The 18309-nt window shown below is 37.9% G+C and carries 20 protein-coding genes and 1 tRNA gene; 6 read left to right on the top strand and 15 right to left on the bottom strand.

The features are described 5' to 3' along the window. Positions 1-650: 650 nt before the first annotated feature. A complete protein-coding gene (locus EA772_RS22370) occupies positions 651-785 on the top strand; it encodes a hypothetical protein (RefSeq protein WP_256370017.1) in 135 nt (44 codons plus the stop codon). Between the two features lie 544 nt (positions 786-1329). On the opposite strand, the gene EA772_RS10370 is transcribed toward EA772_RS22370, so the two are convergent. From EA772_RS10370 to EA772_RS22055, 4 genes are all read right to left on the bottom strand, one after another. After that, positions 1330-2499 carry an acyltransferase gene (locus tag EA772_RS10370; protein ID WP_124912964.1) on the bottom strand — a complete coding sequence of 390 codons (1170 nt, stop codon included), beginning with the start codon at positions 2497-2499 and terminating at the stop codon, positions 1330-1332. A gap of 93 nt (positions 2500-2592) precedes the next feature. Next, positions 2593-2919 (bottom strand): hypothetical protein, encoded by a 327-nt coding sequence (locus EA772_RS10365; protein ID WP_124912962.1) that lies wholly within the window; start codon positions 2917-2919, stop codon positions 2593-2595. Positions 2920-3309: 390 nt separating this feature from the next. Beyond that, positions 3310-3417 (bottom strand): ATP-binding protein, encoded by a 108-nt coding sequence (locus tag EA772_RS22290; RefSeq protein WP_246834099.1) that lies wholly within the window; start codon positions 3415-3417, stop codon positions 3310-3312. A gap of 1070 nt (positions 3418-4487) precedes the next feature. Next, positions 4488-4727, bottom strand: a complete 240-nt coding sequence (locus tag EA772_RS22055) for a hypothetical protein (protein ID WP_168187444.1) — start codon at positions 4725-4727, stop codon at positions 4488-4490. Here EA772_RS22055 and istA point away from each other — a divergent pair. The 3 genes from istA (at position 4656) to EA772_RS10345 (ending at position 7524) form a co-directional block, all read left to right on the top strand. Continuing rightward, the gene (gene istA, locus EA772_RS10355) at positions 4656-6230 is read left to right on the top strand and encodes an IS21 family transposase (protein WP_371683154.1); all 1575 of its coding nucleotides are present in this window, start codon (positions 4656-4658) and stop codon (positions 6228-6230) included. The genes EA772_RS22055 and istA overlap by 72 nt on opposite strands. Before the next feature lie 11 nt (positions 6231-6241). Then, entirely contained in the window at positions 6242-6973 is a 732-nt protein-coding gene (gene istB / locus EA772_RS10350; protein WP_124910880.1) for an IS21-like element helper ATPase IstB, read from the top strand. 131 nt (positions 6974-7104) lie between these two features. Then, a complete protein-coding gene (locus EA772_RS10345) occupies positions 7105-7524 on the top strand; it encodes a hypothetical protein (RefSeq protein ID WP_124912960.1) in 420 nt (139 codons plus the stop codon). Positions 7525-7788: 264 nt separating this feature from the next. On the opposite strand, the gene EA772_RS10340 is transcribed toward EA772_RS10345, so the two are convergent. The 11 genes from EA772_RS10340 to EA772_RS10290 all read right to left on the bottom strand — a co-directional run bounded on the left by EA772_RS10340 (position 7789) and on the right by EA772_RS10290 (position 15805). After that, entirely contained in the window at positions 7789-8187 is a 399-nt protein-coding gene (locus EA772_RS10340; protein WP_124912958.1) for a hypothetical protein, read from the bottom strand. 98 nt (positions 8188-8285) lie between these two features. Further along, a complete protein-coding gene (locus tag EA772_RS10335; RefSeq protein WP_124912956.1) occupies positions 8286-9116 on the bottom strand; it encodes an LCP family protein in 831 nt (276 codons plus the stop codon). Positions 9117-9356: 240 nt separating this feature from the next. Continuing rightward, complete coding sequence (locus EA772_RS10330; protein WP_371683164.1) at positions 9357-10241, bottom strand: nucleoid-associated protein; 885 nt, start codon at positions 10239-10241, stop codon at positions 9357-9359. After that, positions 10210-10407 carry a hypothetical protein gene (locus EA772_RS22460; RefSeq protein ID WP_371683163.1) on the bottom strand — a complete coding sequence of 66 codons (198 nt, stop codon included), beginning with the start codon at positions 10405-10407 and terminating at the stop codon, positions 10210-10212. Before EA772_RS22460 ends, EA772_RS10330 begins: the two co-directional genes overlap by 32 nt. Positions 10408-10647: 240 nt before the next feature. After that, a complete protein-coding gene (locus tag EA772_RS10325) occupies positions 10648-10848 on the bottom strand; it encodes a hypothetical protein (RefSeq protein ID WP_124912954.1) in 201 nt (66 codons plus the stop codon). A 382-nt stretch (positions 10849-11230) separates the two neighbouring features. After that, positions 11231-11488 (bottom strand): hypothetical protein, encoded by a 258-nt coding sequence (locus EA772_RS10320; protein ID WP_124912952.1) that lies wholly within the window; start codon positions 11486-11488, stop codon positions 11231-11233. Positions 11489-11540: 52 nt separating this feature from the next. Beyond that, positions 11541-11972 (bottom strand): hypothetical protein, encoded by a 432-nt coding sequence (locus tag EA772_RS10315; RefSeq protein ID WP_124912950.1) that lies wholly within the window; start codon positions 11970-11972, stop codon positions 11541-11543. A gap of 808 nt (positions 11973-12780) precedes the next feature. Next, positions 12781-12853 (bottom strand) — tRNA-Pro (locus EA772_RS10310). Between the two features lie 738 nt (positions 12854-13591). Then, positions 13592-14257: a hypothetical protein gene (locus EA772_RS10300; protein ID WP_124912948.1), complete on the bottom strand. Its 666-nt coding sequence runs from the start codon at positions 14255-14257 to the stop codon at positions 13592-13594. 12 nt (positions 14258-14269) lie between these two features. Beyond that, a complete protein-coding gene (locus EA772_RS10295; protein WP_124912946.1) occupies positions 14270-14947 on the bottom strand; it encodes a hypothetical protein in 678 nt (225 codons plus the stop codon). Positions 14948-15313: 366 nt separating this feature from the next. Continuing rightward, positions 15314-15805, bottom strand: coding sequence for a hypothetical protein (locus EA772_RS10290; protein ID WP_124912944.1), 492 nt, complete (start codon positions 15803-15805; stop codon positions 15314-15316). Between the two features lie 292 nt (positions 15806-16097). Here EA772_RS10290 and EA772_RS10285 point away from each other — a divergent pair, with 292 nt between their 5' ends. Continuing rightward, positions 16098-17555 (top strand): ISL3 family transposase, encoded by a 1458-nt coding sequence (locus EA772_RS10285; RefSeq protein WP_124912942.1) that lies wholly within the window; start codon positions 16098-16100, stop codon positions 17553-17555. 281 nt (positions 17556-17836) lie between these two features. Next, entirely contained in the window at positions 17837-18235 is a 399-nt protein-coding gene (locus EA772_RS10280) for a hypothetical protein (RefSeq protein ID WP_124912940.1), read from the top strand. Positions 18236-18309 lie beyond the last annotated feature (74 nt).

Here is an 18309-nt window from a genome sequence, read left to right as displayed (position 1 = left end):
GCGATATTACCTCAAACTGAGATCAGTTTAACAAATGAAATGTATTTAAACATCGATCACACTTATATCGTTTTACTGGAATAAAAACTAAAATATGTTTAAACAAGAAACTTCGTGGGATACGATAAGTTTCAAAATTATGGCACCTCGGACAATTATGATCGCCAGGCGTTTTTATTAAAGAATTCATGTATAATAAGGATAGACATAAAAGTACTTAAAAATCTGCATGTTATGTTTTTTTCGAATTCTTTTTTTTCATTTCTTTGATAAATATCAATTCTGATGTAATAAATGTTAATTGATAAATTCAAACGAAAATTGAGCAGGGAGTTCGGAACTTCTATAGATAGTTGAAGCTTGCGATACATTTTTTCAAAAAAACCAATACAGAGAGTCAATATTGATGAAATAAAAAAGCCTCCATCATTCCTGATAAGGCTTGGTGGAGAATATCGGATTCGAACCGATCACCTCTTCACTGCCAGCGAAGAATAAATTTTGATTTAAATATCTAATTATCATTTATTTACAAAATATAGTATATAACAGTGTAACATATTTGAACCAAAGTCAATAAAAACAGAATAGTTATATTCAATATTACTAATATTTTTAGCGATTACAAACTGTGTTTATAATTTTGCTAGATGGCAAAGAAATTCAAATTCAGAAAAATGTATTTTGTTTGCGAGGATGGCAGAGTAAATGAGGATAATGTCGCAATGACGCTGGCTTATAATGATAGAGAAGTTGCTGAAAGAGTGTGTGAAAACAGAAGGTAACAGAACCATAAAATGTGGGATGATAAAACTAAACGGTTTCCCAAACACGCCGTGGAGGGATTTTATTTATTGCATGAAAGTTTGTTTGATCAGGGGAAAGGGAAATAAAAAAAAGCGTTCTGACATTTACAGCAGAACGCTCACTATTTAATCTATCGTCCCGGAAAGATTAAGTATCAAAATTAATAATCGAGTTGTATATGGTATATAGCCCTTTTGTAATATGCAAAAAGCCTTACTATCACGCAAGGCTTTCACTTCATTCTAAATCGTCCCGTGATTTACAAAGTCCAATAAATATAGTCTTATTAATTATACGAAAAACTATATTATAACGATAATCACGATTTAATGACTTATGTCAAGAAAAATGCGAATTTTGAACAAGATGAATAGCTAGTTTTATCAACTGTAGTTCTATATTTGACCTGTTAAGAAATTAGAGTTTAATCAAAAATCGTCCCGATATTTATAGACTCGAGCAGGTAGGCAAATGTTTACCTGCTTTTTGTTGATAGAAAAAATCCTTTTCGTTTCTACAAAATTACGTTGCAATGGGATAATTCAAAGAAGATCCAGCTTTTGATAATTTAATCCCTATTTTCTTACCCAACTTTGCAGAATTGCGTTCTACAATCATATTAAATATCCAAGCGATAAATATTGCTATTGGCAATCCAATTAATATAATGATAGATACGGGAAGATCAGAATGAAGCTGCTTATAAAAGAATGCTAAAATAGGAATGTGAACAAGATAGAGGCTGTATGATATCTTCCCGAAAAATAATAATAAAGGGTGCTGAAGAATACTTTTCTCTTTGGAAACAGCTATTGCTGAGACTATCAAAATTGAAGCCGCAATGGCTGTTAAGAAGTCTTCAAAAATAAAACTGTATTCGAGCAATCCAAGTCGTGGCAATTTCATGAATACATAGATTATTGTATGGGAATAGCTATAAATAATAACAGCAACTGTAAGTAATAAAACCTTAGTCAAACTGCTTAGTGAGGAATATTTTATGACTAAAGAACTTTGATTAATTACAATCAAACCGCCAGCGACGAACAACCAGAAATAATACAAAGTATGAATGTAACTATTTAGGTATCCCAAAGAAGGCAATATCTCTTTCCCTATTATGATTCCTGATGCAATACAAAGAATGACGAAAATTATTTTGTAAGAAACGCTTTTGAAGCTTAAAGCTATTAATATAAGCGGAAATAATATCGATAGCCTCATTTCATGAACCAATGACCAGATGACGTGATTGAGTTGATTGGTGTCAAAGTTTGTTATGAGAATTAAGTGATTGATGATCGTCTCTGAAGTAACTGGTGATTTCCAAAGAGAGCCAAAGAAAGTATCATCAATAAAATTAGCCCCTAAATAATACAATAAAAGGGAGAGCCCAATACTCGCAATGTAAGGGATGTAAATTCTAAATACACGCGCTGTAAAAAACTCTAAATAGTTAAAATAGCTTTTAGATTTGTATTGGTAGACTAATACATAACCTGATAATATGAAAAAGAAAACAACCGCCTCATGAGCTGCCTTGAAAAAATATAAAGGGCTTTTATCAATAAAGGAAGGGTATTGGAAGTTTCCTGAACAATGAGCAATTACAACTGTCACAGCAGCTATTCCTCTAAGAGCATCTAAAGTTTGGATTCTTGGTTTATGTTTACGTAGGACTTCCTCAGGCATGGCGTTGAAATTTTCTAAAATTATATATATAATGAGTTAGCCTGAATAGCCCTAAAATACTAAAAGCCCACCCCGAGACAGGTGGGCTTTGCTTTATTGAACCGTCCAGGATCCATTCGTATATCGATAAACACCTCGTGTTGAACCATCTGAAATATCCACTATCATTCCCTCAATAGGTGTTAGTGTAGACCTCTGAGCAATGGTCATTGGGGCACTACTTGAATTTAATGTGTAACTTAATGGCGTAGTGCTAATCGTTACAAAGGTATTTTTAAAAGCTAATAACTTATAGAGGCTTAAAATCTTCCAGGAATCATTAATAACCAGATTTTCCGAGACAAAGGATTTACTATTATCTGATTGCGGATTAAATGCCTCAACTGCTCCATTGTTTGAATTTGTTGTTGACGCAGTCATATCGAAAATATTATCTTTAATAACCCAGTCATAACCGTAAATCGGTATTACGCTTTCAACTGCAAAACGACTTCTAAAGGTATTGCCTTGAATAAAAACTTCCTAATCTTTTCATTTGTGCAATCAATGGCCCGGTGAGTAAAACCCAATATCACATTTCCTTTAATGTTCCAGTAAGCTGAATAATTGCATATACCAATAAATTTGACTCCCTTTCGCCTATTTTAAATTGACACCCAGAGTTGTTGCTTGAAAAAAGCAGAAATTGTTGTGCAAAAAGGCATTTTAGAGTTGATCTTTTAAGTCCTGTCTAACAACTGTTATTTTACAAAAATACGTTTTCAATCGTAGAGTTTCTCCTCCTCATTGATTCGCCGAATAATTCAACTCTCAAGGAGTGATGAACATACGGTCAAGAACGGCGTCAGCTATCGTTTTCTCGCCAATTATATCATACCATTCCTTAACCGGTATCTGTGAGGTAAGCAAAAATGACATAACTCGTATTCGAGGCAACTACCTCAATTAAGCCGATGAAAAGTGCAGAAGCATCGGTCGCATTTATACCTCTTGACATGGATAAAGCTTAGAATATGCTTGAATAAATAGCCTCTTGGAATTCGATAGGTTTCAAAATTTCTGCAACGAGGACAGTCTTGCCCATCTTGACTTGATTTGGTTAGAGTATTCATTAAAATAAGGATAGATCAACACAGAAACCAAACTGAGAATAAAATGTTTCGTATATTATTATTATTTCAAGAATTTATTAATAAAAAATTGCCTTCTCAGAAAAAAATTCAGTCATTGTGGTTTATACGATTAACTATGAAAAATATGATCATAAACTTTGGTTAGTTGATGATCAAAATAGGGCTTTCAATAAGTTGGTAGTCCTTTCCTAAAGAATTTGTTTGTTTGGTTTATAATAATTATAGGCTGTCGTGAGATAGCCTTTTTTGTTAAAACTAATTGTACTTTTTACGATTATTTATATGCTGAATTCAGCACACACTAAGATAGACAATAGCGGCCTGGATGTGGGAGTTCAGGCCGCATTTTAGTGTTTATCCGGAATTGCGCAAAGATGATTTAACTGGGTGGCATTCATCTAATTAATAGATAATTTAAAGGATTCGAAAATCATTTGGTATATGGTCAGTCTAAATTATGCTCAATGAATAGACCACATCGTACTAGAAGAGAAACAGCCGCGAATTCTGAACAAAATTCACCTACTAATAATCAACCCACAGTCTCCCCGACAATTCAGCCTGATAGATCATGGACTGAGTGGATCAAATTTTCCATTGCCATACTTGTTCCCTCTAAAATTTCGATACTAACAATCTATATCGCTAATGGTAAGGCAGTTGAGAATGAGCGTGCAACTAGACTTTTAGATATAAAAATTGAATATCAAAGGGAAGCTTTTAATAATCTTTCTTTAGCTATGAATTATGCAAGATATGGGAATTGGATATTCCGACCCATACTACACCACCCATTCCGAGGCATAGTACACCAGTCATTCCGAGCCAAAGTACACCAGTTTTTGTTTGAGCTAATTAAATATTCCGAGGCAAAGTGCGCCATTTTTGGTTCATTTCAGGATTATTTTTCTCTGCCATTCCGACACATACTGCACCATTATATTTAACCATATTACGCAATTGGGCATAGTTTAACCCGCCAATTATATAGGTTTGGTAAGCATCAAGCTTACCCCTGTAGATATGGCGAACAAACTGCTCAGCATGAATAAGATTAGACAGATACTCATTTTCCTGGATCAGGGTGTCTCCCAACGGAAAATAGAAAAAGAGGTCAGGGTCAACAGGCGTACCATCGCGAGTTACCTCGAAAAGTTCAGATCGACAGGTTTGACTTTTGGTGGCTTGCTAAAGCTCTCTGATAGGGACATCGATGAGATTCTTGGCCTTATAAACGAAGAGGTAATGGAGGATGCTGACCCCAGGCGGGTTCATTTTCTTGAACATTTAGAATATCACAATGAACAGCTCGCCACCAAAGAAGGCGTAACCAGGTTATTGCTGTGGGAAGAGTATATTACCAATTATCCGGAAGGGTTCCAGTATTCCAGATTCTGTGATCTGCTGCAGGAACATAACCGGGCCTCGAAGGCCGTTATGCATTTTGAGCATAAGCCAGCTGAGATGATGCAGGTTGATTTTGCCGGTGCGCCACTGCATTATCTGGATACTTCTACAGGAGAACTGGTTAGCTGTCCGGTGTTTCTTGCCATTCTTCCCTTTAGCGGTTACGGTTACGTGGAAGCACTTGTAGATGCAAAGTTGCCTCAGGTTGTATCGGCACTGAACAAAGCACTCATCTATATCGGTGGTGTGCCCAAAGGGGTAAAATCGGATAATATGAGGCAATGGGTATCCAAAAGCTCAAAGTATGAACCTGTCTTTACCGAGATGCTGGAGCAATGGGCTAACCATAATAAGATTGCGCTCTTTGCTGCACGCCCGTATAAGCCAAAGGATAAACCAAGCATAGAGAACTTTGTGAGGATAGCCTATATGCGCATCTATGCCAAACTTAGGAACCAGACCTTCTACAGTCTCAAGGAATTGAATGAGGCAATCAGAATTAAGCTTAATGAACACCACCAGCTTAGTTTTCAACGCAAAAGTTTCAGCCGCTATGAGCTATTCCACAATAATGAGTCTGCACTTTTGCAACCACTTCCAGAAACATCATTCTCTATCCAGCACTACACCAGGGCAAAAGTTCAGAAGAACTATCATGTCGTCGTAGGTGAAGACTGGCACTATTACAGCGTTCCCTTCAGATATATCGGCAAGGAGGTCAGGATTTCATATTGTATGGACAGCGTTGAAATCTTCCATAATTGCACCCGGATTGCCATACATGTCCGGAGTTTCAGAAAACACCATTTCACAACCGTAAGGGAACATATGCCTGAAGCTCACCAATCCTTTTCGGATGAAAAGGGATGGGATCCTGAATATTATCTGAAACAGGCTGAAAAAGCAGGTCAGAACACTTATGACTTTATTCAAAAGCTGATGCAGAGCAATCCCGTCATCCATCAATCATATGCTGGCTGCGCCGGACTGATGCGGCTCTTGAAAGCCTACGGGGCGGCAAGAATGGAAGCTGCCTGCAAAAGAGCACTCACCGGACACAGGTTTAAATATACTGTGATAAAAAACATTCTTGACAACAATATGGACATGGTCGAGGAAATAGAACAGAAAGAATACAGGACACCGCTACACCAGAACGTGCGAGGAGCTGAAGCATACAAAACCAACTAATAAAGATCAATATGAATACACAGAACACAGTAGACCAGATGAAAAGCCTAAGGCTGGGCGGAATGGCAAGGCGCTATGAGGCAACGCTACAATTGCCAATACACGAAATCCAGGACCCACATTCAATGCTCGCTATGCTTATCCAGGCAGAAATCGAGTACCGCGAGTATGCAAGAACAGAAAAATATCTCAGGTACAGTAAACTTAGATATCATGCCCTTCCCGAAGATATACTCTGTACTTCCGAGCGTGGCATTACCCGCGAACAGGTACTAAGACTCTCGGACGGCACTTTCATTGAACGTGGTGAAAATGTGCTTATTACCGGCGCTACCGGGTGCGGCAAAAGTTTCCTTGCCTGTGCACTGGGACGCAGTTCCTGCCTACTTGGATTCCGTACGCTATATTTCAGTATGAATAAGTTTCTGGATGCTCTTGCCCAGGCAAGGCTCGATGGAACTTACCTCCGATGGATTAAGGGGATATCCTCAAATAGGCTACTGATATTAGACGACTTCGGGCTTAAGCCCCTGAGCAATGATGCCAGGATTGCAATACTTGATATTCTGGAGGATAGATATGGCAACGGTGCGACAATAATAACCTCACAGCTGCCAGTAGATAACTGGTACAACTTTATAGATGAACCTACACTTGCAGATGCAATTATGGACAGGCTGTCAGCATCTGCTCACAGAATTGCACTCACGGGCAAATCCATGAGAAATAAAAAAAATCATTAAGTTTACAGAATATCGCTTTGTCCAAAAGTGATATGGTTAAAAGTTAGTGCTAAAGCCAGAACCAAACTGGTGCACTATGCCTCGGAATGTGGTGTACTTTGTTCGGAATAATCAGGAAAGATACACTATCTGTGGCACTAACAGATAAAGCGTTTATTGCGATTCAATTTTTTGGAACCCATGAACAGATTGGATTGTTGCAACAACATGTAATTGATATAAGGCAAGCTCAACTTGACACAAATAGGAGGAATGTTGGTTATCACAAAAAAAAAATAATAACGAGTATAGATACCATCATGAATTCATTAAAAAATGACTTAAGAAGGGAATTGAAACTCGAAGTAGAAACTAACCCCATATTCCATTTGACATACAATGAGGAAGAGGCTGCAAAAATAAAAGATTCTTTAAATAAAGCCAAAAACGCATATCAACTAGGTGAAATCAAGAAAGTGCCAAAAACAAAAAATACCTATTCAGATAAAAATGGAAATGTCTTCAGCAATACCAGAGAATCACGAATGGCCGATAAGAAAATTCGAAATTGAGCTATGCTTGTTGCGCCACAACAGGAAATATCCTTCACATAAAACTCCTATTGGTTTAATCGTTAGATAAATGAAATTAAATTGTATTGTGGAAATCAATCTAAACACATTTGGATTGTTGGGATAACGCTTTGGCTTATGACTATTGCATTAGGGATGATCTGGCCACAAGAACAATCCTACCCTAAATGTCACTATCAACCTGCCATTGACCTGCTGCTTTTGCATTCAGATGCACATCGAGCAGAATTATTTACGAAATAATTATGACATTCGTTTGCGAACTACCAAACCTCCAACTCCAGCCATAACGACTAACAGTATCCCAGAATTCGTATCAATAGGGCATGGAATGTTGGTGAAATTATACACTAGGTTATTTGTGCAATCTGTTGCACCGATGCAACATGCTGTTGTTGGACTTGCTACTGTAGCGCTAGTAAATCTTGGACAAATAGCTGTATTTGTTGTTAGCGTAGAAATCGGTGCGTCGTAACGTGGTAATAGAAAATTTAAACCACTACCAAAACCATTTCTCTGATAATAAATTTGAAAGCTGCCAACCTTCCCGCAACCTTGTAAATTTTGTGCAGTAGCATCCAAAATGGTTAAAGTTAATAGGCAGAAGCTGAATACTGCAAATATTGATAATTTTCTGGACATACAGCAAGTTATAGATAACCTACTGCTAATCAGCTGTTCACTTTATTCAATGATAGAAGCCTACATTTCTGAATGGCATCACTTGGATTTTGGTTACCCTAATTTATCATATGGTTCAAGCTAACTGAAGCTTGCCGAAAGTCTTTTAATTTTAAAACCAAACCTACATCCGGAATCCTTTCATTAGTGAATGATTGATAGTTTGGGAAAACTTGTGATTTCGGTATACTCGGTTTATTTAAAAATGATTTGCAAATATTCCAGAAAACTGAAACACTGATATCTGTATCAATCAATGACCATAAATCATAAAAATATCTTGCTGCTTGGGTTTTATGTTGAATGGCAAAATTTAATACGGCTTTGGTAACATCCTTTTGTCTTTCAACTCTTGCTTGATCATCATATGCGGTTCCAGCCACTCTTACTCTCGCGTATGCTAATGCCTGGTCACCAGTCATTTTTATGGTACCTGTTTTCGTCAATGGCAAAAGTGATACACCTTTCAATGATGCCTGCTCATCGATATAATTGTTAACATATTGATGAATTCCCTTATCAATCTGCAAAGTCACTCCTCCAAATTTATCGATTATGTCTGCTGTGTTGCTAAAATCAGTAACAATCGTATGAGATAAATTCGTTTTAAAGTTAGCATTGATGGTGCTAACCAATAATTCCTTTCCCCCCAGTCGATAGGCTGCATTTAGTTTTCCATTGCCATATCCTTTTATATAAACATAGGTGTCCCTTAGAATAGATGTGAGTCTTATTTCACTTTCTTTAACAGTTATGACCATTATTACATCTGCATTACCACGCCTCCCTAGTTCCCTAGAATCCGATCCAATCAAGAGTATTTGACTTGCAAATATTTGTATTGTGCTGGAGAGAATTATTAGGCTGAGGACAAGTATGTTCTTTAGCATAGGTAATGTTATTGGTTAGATGTTTTAGGGATTCAAAAATACTAACAGCGTGTCGCCTAGCATATAGCCTTTTTTGGCTAGGGTGCTGCTAATATTTTGAGTTGGAATCATCAGCGATAGCCTCATAAAGCCTTTAAAGTCTCCGGCTATAAAAATATTCTATTCACCACCTCAACCCCACCAGGTGAGTAGTGAGGCTCTGGAAAGAGGTAGACGTTTATTCCTATTGCGTATTGTTGATTACTCTTCCTCTCTAAAATAGAGCTTGTAGAAATTCATGGATTTATCTTCATCGTATCCACGCTCAATCAAATCTTCGCTGCCCATTACTGACACCTTGAAATTCTTATCAAGCTTGATCTCATTCTTAAACTGTCGGATTTTAGATTTTACTGCGGGCTCGGAAATTTCAGACGACTCACCAATACTTACTTCGTATTCTGATTCGTAATTTGACTTGTAGTCAGAAAATGTTTCAATAGCTTCCTTATTACCGATCACCTCGTTGGTGAATTCATCCTGATCATAGCTTTCCTTCTCTTTGAAGTATTTAACGGATCTATTAAGTAAATCGATTTTATCCGATTTGCTCATTTCATACTCATCATCAAGCTTCTCGGTAACGAAGTTTTTGAATACGCCCATCAGGTTAGCTGTTTTGGTGTAATCATCATTACGCACGATCAGCTTTAAGAATTCATCCTTCCAGTAAATGGCCTGAGCGGTTTTCTCCTTGTCAAACACAACCACTTTAAAACCTTCCTCGTTTTCAGTATTGAAGATTAAGCAATCTTTATCTAATTTGTTAAGGCTGATTGCATCCTGCTTGTATGACATCCCAAAACCATCATTTTTTGTATAAACATCAAGGTATGTTTCTTTGGTTTCGCTTTTAAAGATTCCAATTGCATCAAGCTGCTCACCTTCGATCTGTACCTTTTCGAAATAAGCCACGTACAACTCACTAGATTTTATTGTAGGATGGTTGGCGACATCATAAATGTGTTTGGCTAACAACTCCGATCCTTCGTGATGGCCTTCTGGCGTTTCGAATATCTTCCCTACTAATGCATAAACCTCATTCAACTGCAGGTTATTGTTTGGGTAGAAAACTAAATACCTCATTGCTTTTTTCGAGTGGTTTAAGGAAAAACTGCATTAAGAGATTATTCATTAACTCGTCGTCGATTACCAATGGTGCATCAGATAACTTGTAATACTCTTCCAGTAATTTGTTGCCGGTATGATGCACCGATAACGGTTTCATTGAAGCTTCAAAAAATGATATCATAATTTAAAATTTAGTTTGTATTTTTAGTGTATGGCTAAACGTGCTCCCAATCAAATACTGCTTATGGCAGGAAACGTCTTATTGAAGATACCCAAAAATGGAAGGCTAATCTTTCTCCAGAAGAACATGAGAAAGTAGAAAGCTTTTCTTTCGGGTAGACAATTACCATTGTTGCCATTATAATGCTAATTGTCTTTTTAGTCGCAGGTGCCGATGGATTGTTGAAATGGCTAAGTTGATCTACTGCTCCCCATTCCTATCAGCCAAATCGAAATCTTTCAGATTATAAGCTGATCCATTAGCCTGCTTACTTAACCTTGCCAATTCCTCCTGATCAATTATTCCCATATTGCCCTTGTACTTAGCCGCTAGGCTGACTGCATCTTGCAGAGTTTCTTTTAGTTCGCGCACCTGGCGCTGTAGTATTATTGTTGTGTTCATTACGCCGCTCTCCTTCTTTTGAGTTATTTCTATTTTTACATCTGGATCTTCCGACGATTAAATTGTGATTTTTGACCAATCACGTTTACCGTCATCAATCCAATTGAAAGCTTCCATCTTTAATCGTTCATATGGCAACTTCTCAATCTCACAAACCTTCTCAACCATTTATCCATATTGACAAGCGCTTTAAGTGTTGATCTGAAGTCTTCAATGATTAGTGGAAGGTTTTCTTCTGTAACCAGTCCAGCAAACTGTTCAATGGTCTTAATCTCATGCGTTCGCCCCGTAGGCTCGTAGTTTGTTCGCTCATTACACCGCTCTCCTCCTCAACTTTGCATTGTGAGTAAACCTCAATCTGTTGGATTTGCACTTACGCGATTTACCAGTTCCATATCTCAACCCGTATTCTTTGTGCGAAAGGCCGTAATCTCCCGGATAGTGCGTAAGAATCTAATCCACCATTGATATTGATTTCTTCTTTCGCCTTTTTGCGTTCATGGATTGTTTTAGCAACCTCGTTTACATTTTGGCTAGTAACCAAAGTTTCGCCTTTAGCCTGCGCTGTTCCCATCAATCCTGCCAGTGCCATGGCGAACCCTGCGCCCAACACTCCTAACCTTTTAGTGTTTCTTCTCATAATATAATTTTTAGTGTGTAATAGATAATTGTAATTGCGTTGGCTAAGCTGATCAGAATGATTGCTTTCCAAATAGTTCCTGTTGTGAGTTTAATGGCGGGTACACCAGCTCCTTACCGGTTAATACGAAGTATAAGTTTTGAAGTTGGTGGAGGTGATAAATATTCCAGGCAAAGAATTGGATGCTACTCGTATTGTTTATTCCAATAAACCACCAGTCATCTTGCTGTTCAATCACATATTCTACACTATTGACCCCTGTAAAATTGAATCTTTCGTCGGTTGAAGTATATCCAAGGTTGCACTGCCAAAGAACATCTTCTGTTATTGGAATACCTTTGATATTTTCCAGCATTATTGTACTTTCACCCAAAGCGAACCAATCTCGATCAGTCCATTTAAAAATGCCCTCGTGGTTAGCATAATTCCATTTGCCATTGTGATTGTAATTGGCATTTAGGAATAATTCATTTGCGTTTATCATATAGTTGCTGTTAAATAGGATGCTATGGCCATGCACACCCACCAAAGGATATGCTTTGCCTTTGTTGTGTTGGCGTTGGATTGATGCATAACTAGCGTATTATTTCAGGTAAAAATTCTCTATGATACTATTTGATAATTACTCATTTCTGTGTATTTTGAGGTTTTAAATCACTAACCAAATCCCTTTATTATGAGCACATTCCTTGTTTCACTACTTGCTTTCAATTTTTTATCGATGTTATTATTCATCATCGGCGTTCGATCAGCGAAACAGAATCCAGTTGATGATGATCATTAAACTTTAGGTATTAAAAAAGAGAGGGGAACCACTCCCTCTCTAATCGCCAAGTCACACGTAGTGTATCTTGACTAACCTAAACCTCAAACTAAACTGCCCAAAGGGCGAATGTCTTGCAACCCCGATCAGGATACCCTAGTGGGGTTGGGCTTGTTATGGTGCGGACTATTGCCACCCTCACATCTCTCAGCTGCTCGTTTCTAAATGTACTCGTCTAGTCCTTGTGGAGCACCCGCCTTCGATGCTATGCGCTTGACTGATTACCACGCCGTGCCCCATTGCCACTACTATATTAATTTCCCTATAGTAAACTTCATAGTTCCGATTGACTTACCTTTGTTTCACTCATGTACCTTTATGGAATCAATCCATCTGACCTACATAAAAACAGTTTCAATCTTAGTTTAAGCCTAAATGCGACCTTGCCAACTTTATACATCCTACACATTTAAGTGGTCTTTGGGCGGGTAAATAAGATACTAACCTACCGTTGCAATCGTTTCATTTGTCAGGATAAAAGGACTCGAACCTTTGACTTCTTGCTCCCAAAGCAAGCTATCTACCAACTGATATACATCCTGATGCGCTCGTCTTTCCGAGCTGTCCGCTGCCTCGCTGGAGTAGTCATCCGCGGTATGCCATCCCAACTACTAATCAGGTGATCTGCTTATTTTCCGCCTATGAGCGTTGCGTGGGGTCGGACTCGAACCGACGACCTTTGGCTTATGAGACCACTGAGATACCAACTGCTATACCCCACAATAAAAAATTTTATATCTTAGATCAACTAAACCACATAACCATGCACCTATTATTCATTGGCACACCTGAAATTATAATGTTAGTCGTTTTCGTTTTAATCGTTTACGGCTTCTATAGACTGATAAAGTATATGGTTGGCCGGTAAGCAAACGAGCCGAGCAATATTGCCCGAGATCGTAACGCTCTCAACGCCCTAAACCCAAGCCTATCATAAGCGTTGAGGTTTCAGGTTTAATGCCTTTAGGTAGCTTGAACCATCTAATTTCTATTCGGTTTATTTATCAAAACTCTGCTGCAAGTATCCACCACTGGATAAGGTTAGACCCCTACCTCTGCAACGCCAAAGCCACGACTTGTTTCAGATCGTGGCGAATTAGAAGAGTGACTTCAAATAACGTTCGGCGTGCTTGCCTTTACAATTATAATTATTATAACAAATAGTTATATAAATATTTTTAAAATTATTTTTTAATAGCATTTTGATGCTGATTTTTTTTTGCACTAGAAACGAAAAAAGCCACCCGTTGGGGAAGCTTCTAAGTTGATTAACATTCGTTTTATTTTATGTAATGCACGTACAAGTAGTCATATTCGGTTATACCAGCTTGGCGATTATAAAAAGCAAATCCCTGACCGTAATTTACAACATACTCACACGAAGAAAGTAACGTGTTATTCAAAAAGAAATAAACTTTGTTATTATATTTTCTGATCTTAACCACGCCTTCCATTGGAATATCAATTGGTGATCTCGTCGCCATTTCTCTAATGAAGGTAACTCCATGATAATAGAGAAATTTATTATCTTCTAAACTCATGGCATGGAAACTTCCGAACCCCGATCCATCTTTTGCTCCCCAGTTGAACTGAACCCTTCTATTTACTGAAAGATACTTAAATTCAATCTCATAATTCTTGGTGTGGTCAAAATTTATCGAAGTGGTCCACCCATATGAGCCACCATAATCCGAAGTAAGTTTGTATTTTCCACCAGCTATTTCCTGTTGATCACCATAACTCGGTCTTCGGCCCTGCACTAACCATTTGTTTGTGTTGTCGTTAAAATCATCTTTGAACGCTACCGTGAATTGATCGGCTGGGATTCCGTCACCTTTGTCGTATTGCACAATTACAGGTGGAGTTGGTTCTACAGGTTCATTCTTAGGTTTTTTACAACTAATCATACTGGCGGCTATCATCACCAGATAAATGTACTTTCTCATTTTAAGCTTAATTTAGATATTTATATAACTGATTTGAAGATAATCTACTTGCATTTTGCCTTTCTCGAAAGAATAGTATCCTATGTTTTGCCCCCTATGAAAGATATATTGTCCTTCATAAACTAAATTGCCATTCAGGAAAATGTAATAACGGTCTTTTACTCTGCGGATTTTCAACGTGTTTTGAGTTAATATTTCCACGTTTTTACCCAATACAATATATCCACCGTTAAATTCATTGTTGGCATCAACAAAATCCATTCGGTTGGTTCCAAACAAAATACGACTGCTTTGTCTCCCTGGTGCAGAATTCCACCAAAATGCAAAAGATTTACTTTCGTTGTTAACCTTCGTTTCGATTTCCCAATCTTTCGTTTGATCAAAGCTTATTTTATCTGTGGTTCCGTTTATTGTATTGACAACAGGATTGGTGAAGGTGTAAAAACCATCAGTAATTGCCACAGTATGGCTATAGTTTGGACTAGGGGCCTGCAACGTCCATGCGTTTCGATTGTCAACAAAGTCTTCTCTGAAATGCATTGAGAACTTGCTGGCGGGAATGCCAGTCGATTTGTTTAATTCGAACACCTCCGCAGGCACAGGTTGTGGTTCTGGTTCAGGTGTTAAAGTCTTTTTCTTGCAACTTATCAGTGCTGTAGTTACCATTAATAGGTAAAGATATTTCTTCATATTAGAGCGTTACTAAATCTTCGCCCAAAAATATCAAAATAATTGAGAAATGGAACTATTCAACAATAGGTTGTTTAGCTTTAGCAGCTGCCGCCCGTTTCGTCACCTCTTTCTCAATGGCTTCATTCTCTTCCTCGATATTATGAACTAAGCCAAGCTTTGTAACAGCTGCCCTGGTGCTTCATAACCCTGCTCCTACTAAAGCAATTATGTTCGCATATTCCTCGGTTTCATTAGATGGAAGATAAACTCGAAGCGTGGCGATATATCCAATCCCTGCGCTGGCTTCACTGCAATATTGATCTGGCATAGTGCTGCCTTTAAAAAGTTGCACCTACGCTGAACGCCCATACCCCATGCACCAGACTATTTGTTCATGGCCTTTAATGTTGCAGGAAGGAAACGAATCTTGATACCAATGATCGGCAAATTACTTCCAATTCCTTCTCCATCAAAAATGCTCATGTTTGGCGTGTTCGTATCGTAGTAAATGCCGTTTAGCAAATTTTCACGTTCCATCTTTAACGACTCAGGAGTACCAGCCGCTTCAAGCATTTTAAGATTACCACCCTCAGTTACTTCAAAGGTTTTACCGGTTTCACCACGCTTGCCCATGCCGAGTAAACCACTGGCCACCAATATCGGCGAGCCTGTTACAATGTTCTGATCGGCATGATCTGAATCCAACGTTTCTAAGCGTTTACGCTTTTGGATGATATCTTCATATTCCAAACGATCCTGGCTGTAATATACGAATGACGCCTTACCACAAGATTGTTTAATGTTACCCACCTCTTCCCAATCAGTCACGCCCTTAAGATAAGTGATGTAAGCGCCATTGATCCAGATATCAAACATCTCAACATCCTTATCCTCATCATCTTTGTTTTATACTCCCTGGTAAGCGCAATTGCATCACCAACATTATCAGTAACTAAAAAGATGGTGTCACCAGTTTCCTGGCTAAGGAGCATCATTCTTATGCGCTTTTTAAACTTACCAATCGCGCCCAATGGAACTCATCGCAATCTTCACTAAACCAAACTTCAGCACAACGTTTATATGTGTGGAGATTTCGCTGAAATTGGTTCTTCCCCACTTTTGGTGGTAAAACACATTAAATATCCTGCTTTCTGTCGTTAGTAACTTAATGAATGCCAGTAAAGCAATATTCAATAATGCCAGTCAATTTAAGGTTGTTTCGATAGAAAATCTATCGGATAGCTTTATAATCTATATTTCAAGTAAGAATAAAATGTCAATTTGTCCAAATTGTGAGGAAGACTCATCGAAAGTTCATAGTTATTATACAAGAAAGTTTGCGGATCTTCCTGCATTCGGAAAGCTTTCCCGAATTGTTTTGCGAGCTCGTAAATTTTATTGCAGAACTTTGGAATGTCCGCTTAAGGTTTTCATGGAGCGATATTCTGATCATTCCAAGCCATATCAAAGAAGAACCGACAGGCTACATGAAAAATTATTAAACATAACCATAGAGTCTGGTGGGAAATCCGCAGAACGTATTTGTAATCAGCTTTCGATTCCTACCTCAGACACTACTTTATTAAAGATAATAGAAAAACAAAAACTTCCCTACAACAAAGGTGTGATTACCTTGGGTGTCGACGATTGGGCTATTAAGAAGCGGGAGCGTTATGGAAGCATCCTTGTGGACCTAACTACGAATCGCCCAATCGCATTACTAAGTGATCGTGAGGAAAATACGCTTACAGAATGGTTAAAGCAAAGAAATCATGTGAAAATTATCTCCAGGGATAGATACGGTGATTATCAGCGGGCATCTACTAAGGGAGCTCCTGACGCTATCCAGGTTACGGACCGATGGCATCTGTTGAAAAATTTAGGTGAAGTGATGCGAAAAATTCTGGATCGGGAACATTTAGCTTCAAAAAAATTTAGGGAGGCTAAGCGTGCAACTAAAGTTACTGAACCGCAATCACTAAAAACCACTGCCCCAACTGCTCAACAAAAAAAATTTAAAGATGTGAGACTGCTGCTTGAGCAAGGCAATTCTATAAATGAGATATCAAAAAGAATCAAAATGAGCCGTGTAACGGTTAGGAAGTATAAGTATCTTGAGGAACTACTGAAAAAGAAGTATATCTCACCAACTGGGCTTGAAAACCATCTTCAATATATAAAGAAAAGAAAGGCAGAATTGCCAGAAATCCAGCTTAAGGCATTACATCAGGAGTTATTAGAGTGTGGTTACAGAGGTGCGTATTCTACTTTATCTGATGGTTTGGCGAGGTATGAAATGGCAATTGGTAATAAAAAAGTATTACCAACTGACCTCAGTTTTTGGAGGCCATCAATCACTTCCAAGCTGTTTTTTAAGGAAGAAAAAAAGCTTACAAAAAATGAAACCGATATTCTAAATGATCTCTGTGATTCCTCGGCAACACTAAAAAAATCCCTTAGCTTCATAAGAGAATTTCGTCACATGATGCTAAAGGATCGAAGTAGTGAGGGTTTAGATTCTTGGATTTCAAAGGCAATAATGTCTTCAATTAATGAACTAAGTGGATTCGCAAATGGATTAAAGCAATATCTAAAATCCATAAAAAATTCGTTCGACTTAGCCTAGAGTAATGGCCAGTTGAAGGAAACGTAAATAAGCTTAAAACGTTAAAACGGCAAATGTACGGGAGGTGTTCTCTTGGGCTTTTAGAAAAAAGACTAGTATTGGTCCTTCATAACCACCAAAATTGGGGAAGAACCAGTTTCTCCGAAATATACAAATTGTTAAGTATTGTTAACTGATTATGTTATATTTACCTTTGTTATTGTTATGTGATACACATATAAGTACAATACTTACAATGACAAATTTGTAAGTGCTTATATTTACAAATAATTTATAAATGATTGATTATCAAGGAGAAAATTTTCGCCATTTTCTTAAGAAAAGTAAGATTAGTGCCGACAAAGCAGCTGAAATTCTCCAAAAAAAATAGAGTTACTGTATATCAGTATTTCAAATCAAAGAACTTGAGCCAAGAAGTTGCAAGCAACATACTTACATCTTTTAAAGTTGACGAAAAAGACATTTGGGGCGTGGAAGTGCACCGAGTTGACGCAATTCCTACCAGGGTAGCGGATCCTTACGGATTTGAAGCTACAAAAGATAAATTTTATAAACTTCCTGACGACTCTCAAATTATGCAAGTTCCCTTGATTACCCAACGGGCCTACGCAGGCTATCTAGTAGGATTTTCCGATCCCGAGTTTTATGATGATTTAGAAACCATCCCCCCTTCCTGTTGATGCAACACATAGAGGTTCATATTTAGCATTTGAAGTTTCCGGAAGGAGCATGGTTTGTTACGACACCGATGAAC

The organism is Pedobacter sp. G11 (genome assembly GCF_003860265.1).
In the GTDB taxonomy this organism is placed as follows: domain Bacteria; phylum Bacteroidota; class Bacteroidia; order Sphingobacteriales; family Sphingobacteriaceae; genus Pedobacter; species Pedobacter agri.
This window is presented reverse-complemented; position numbering and strand designations above follow the sequence as displayed.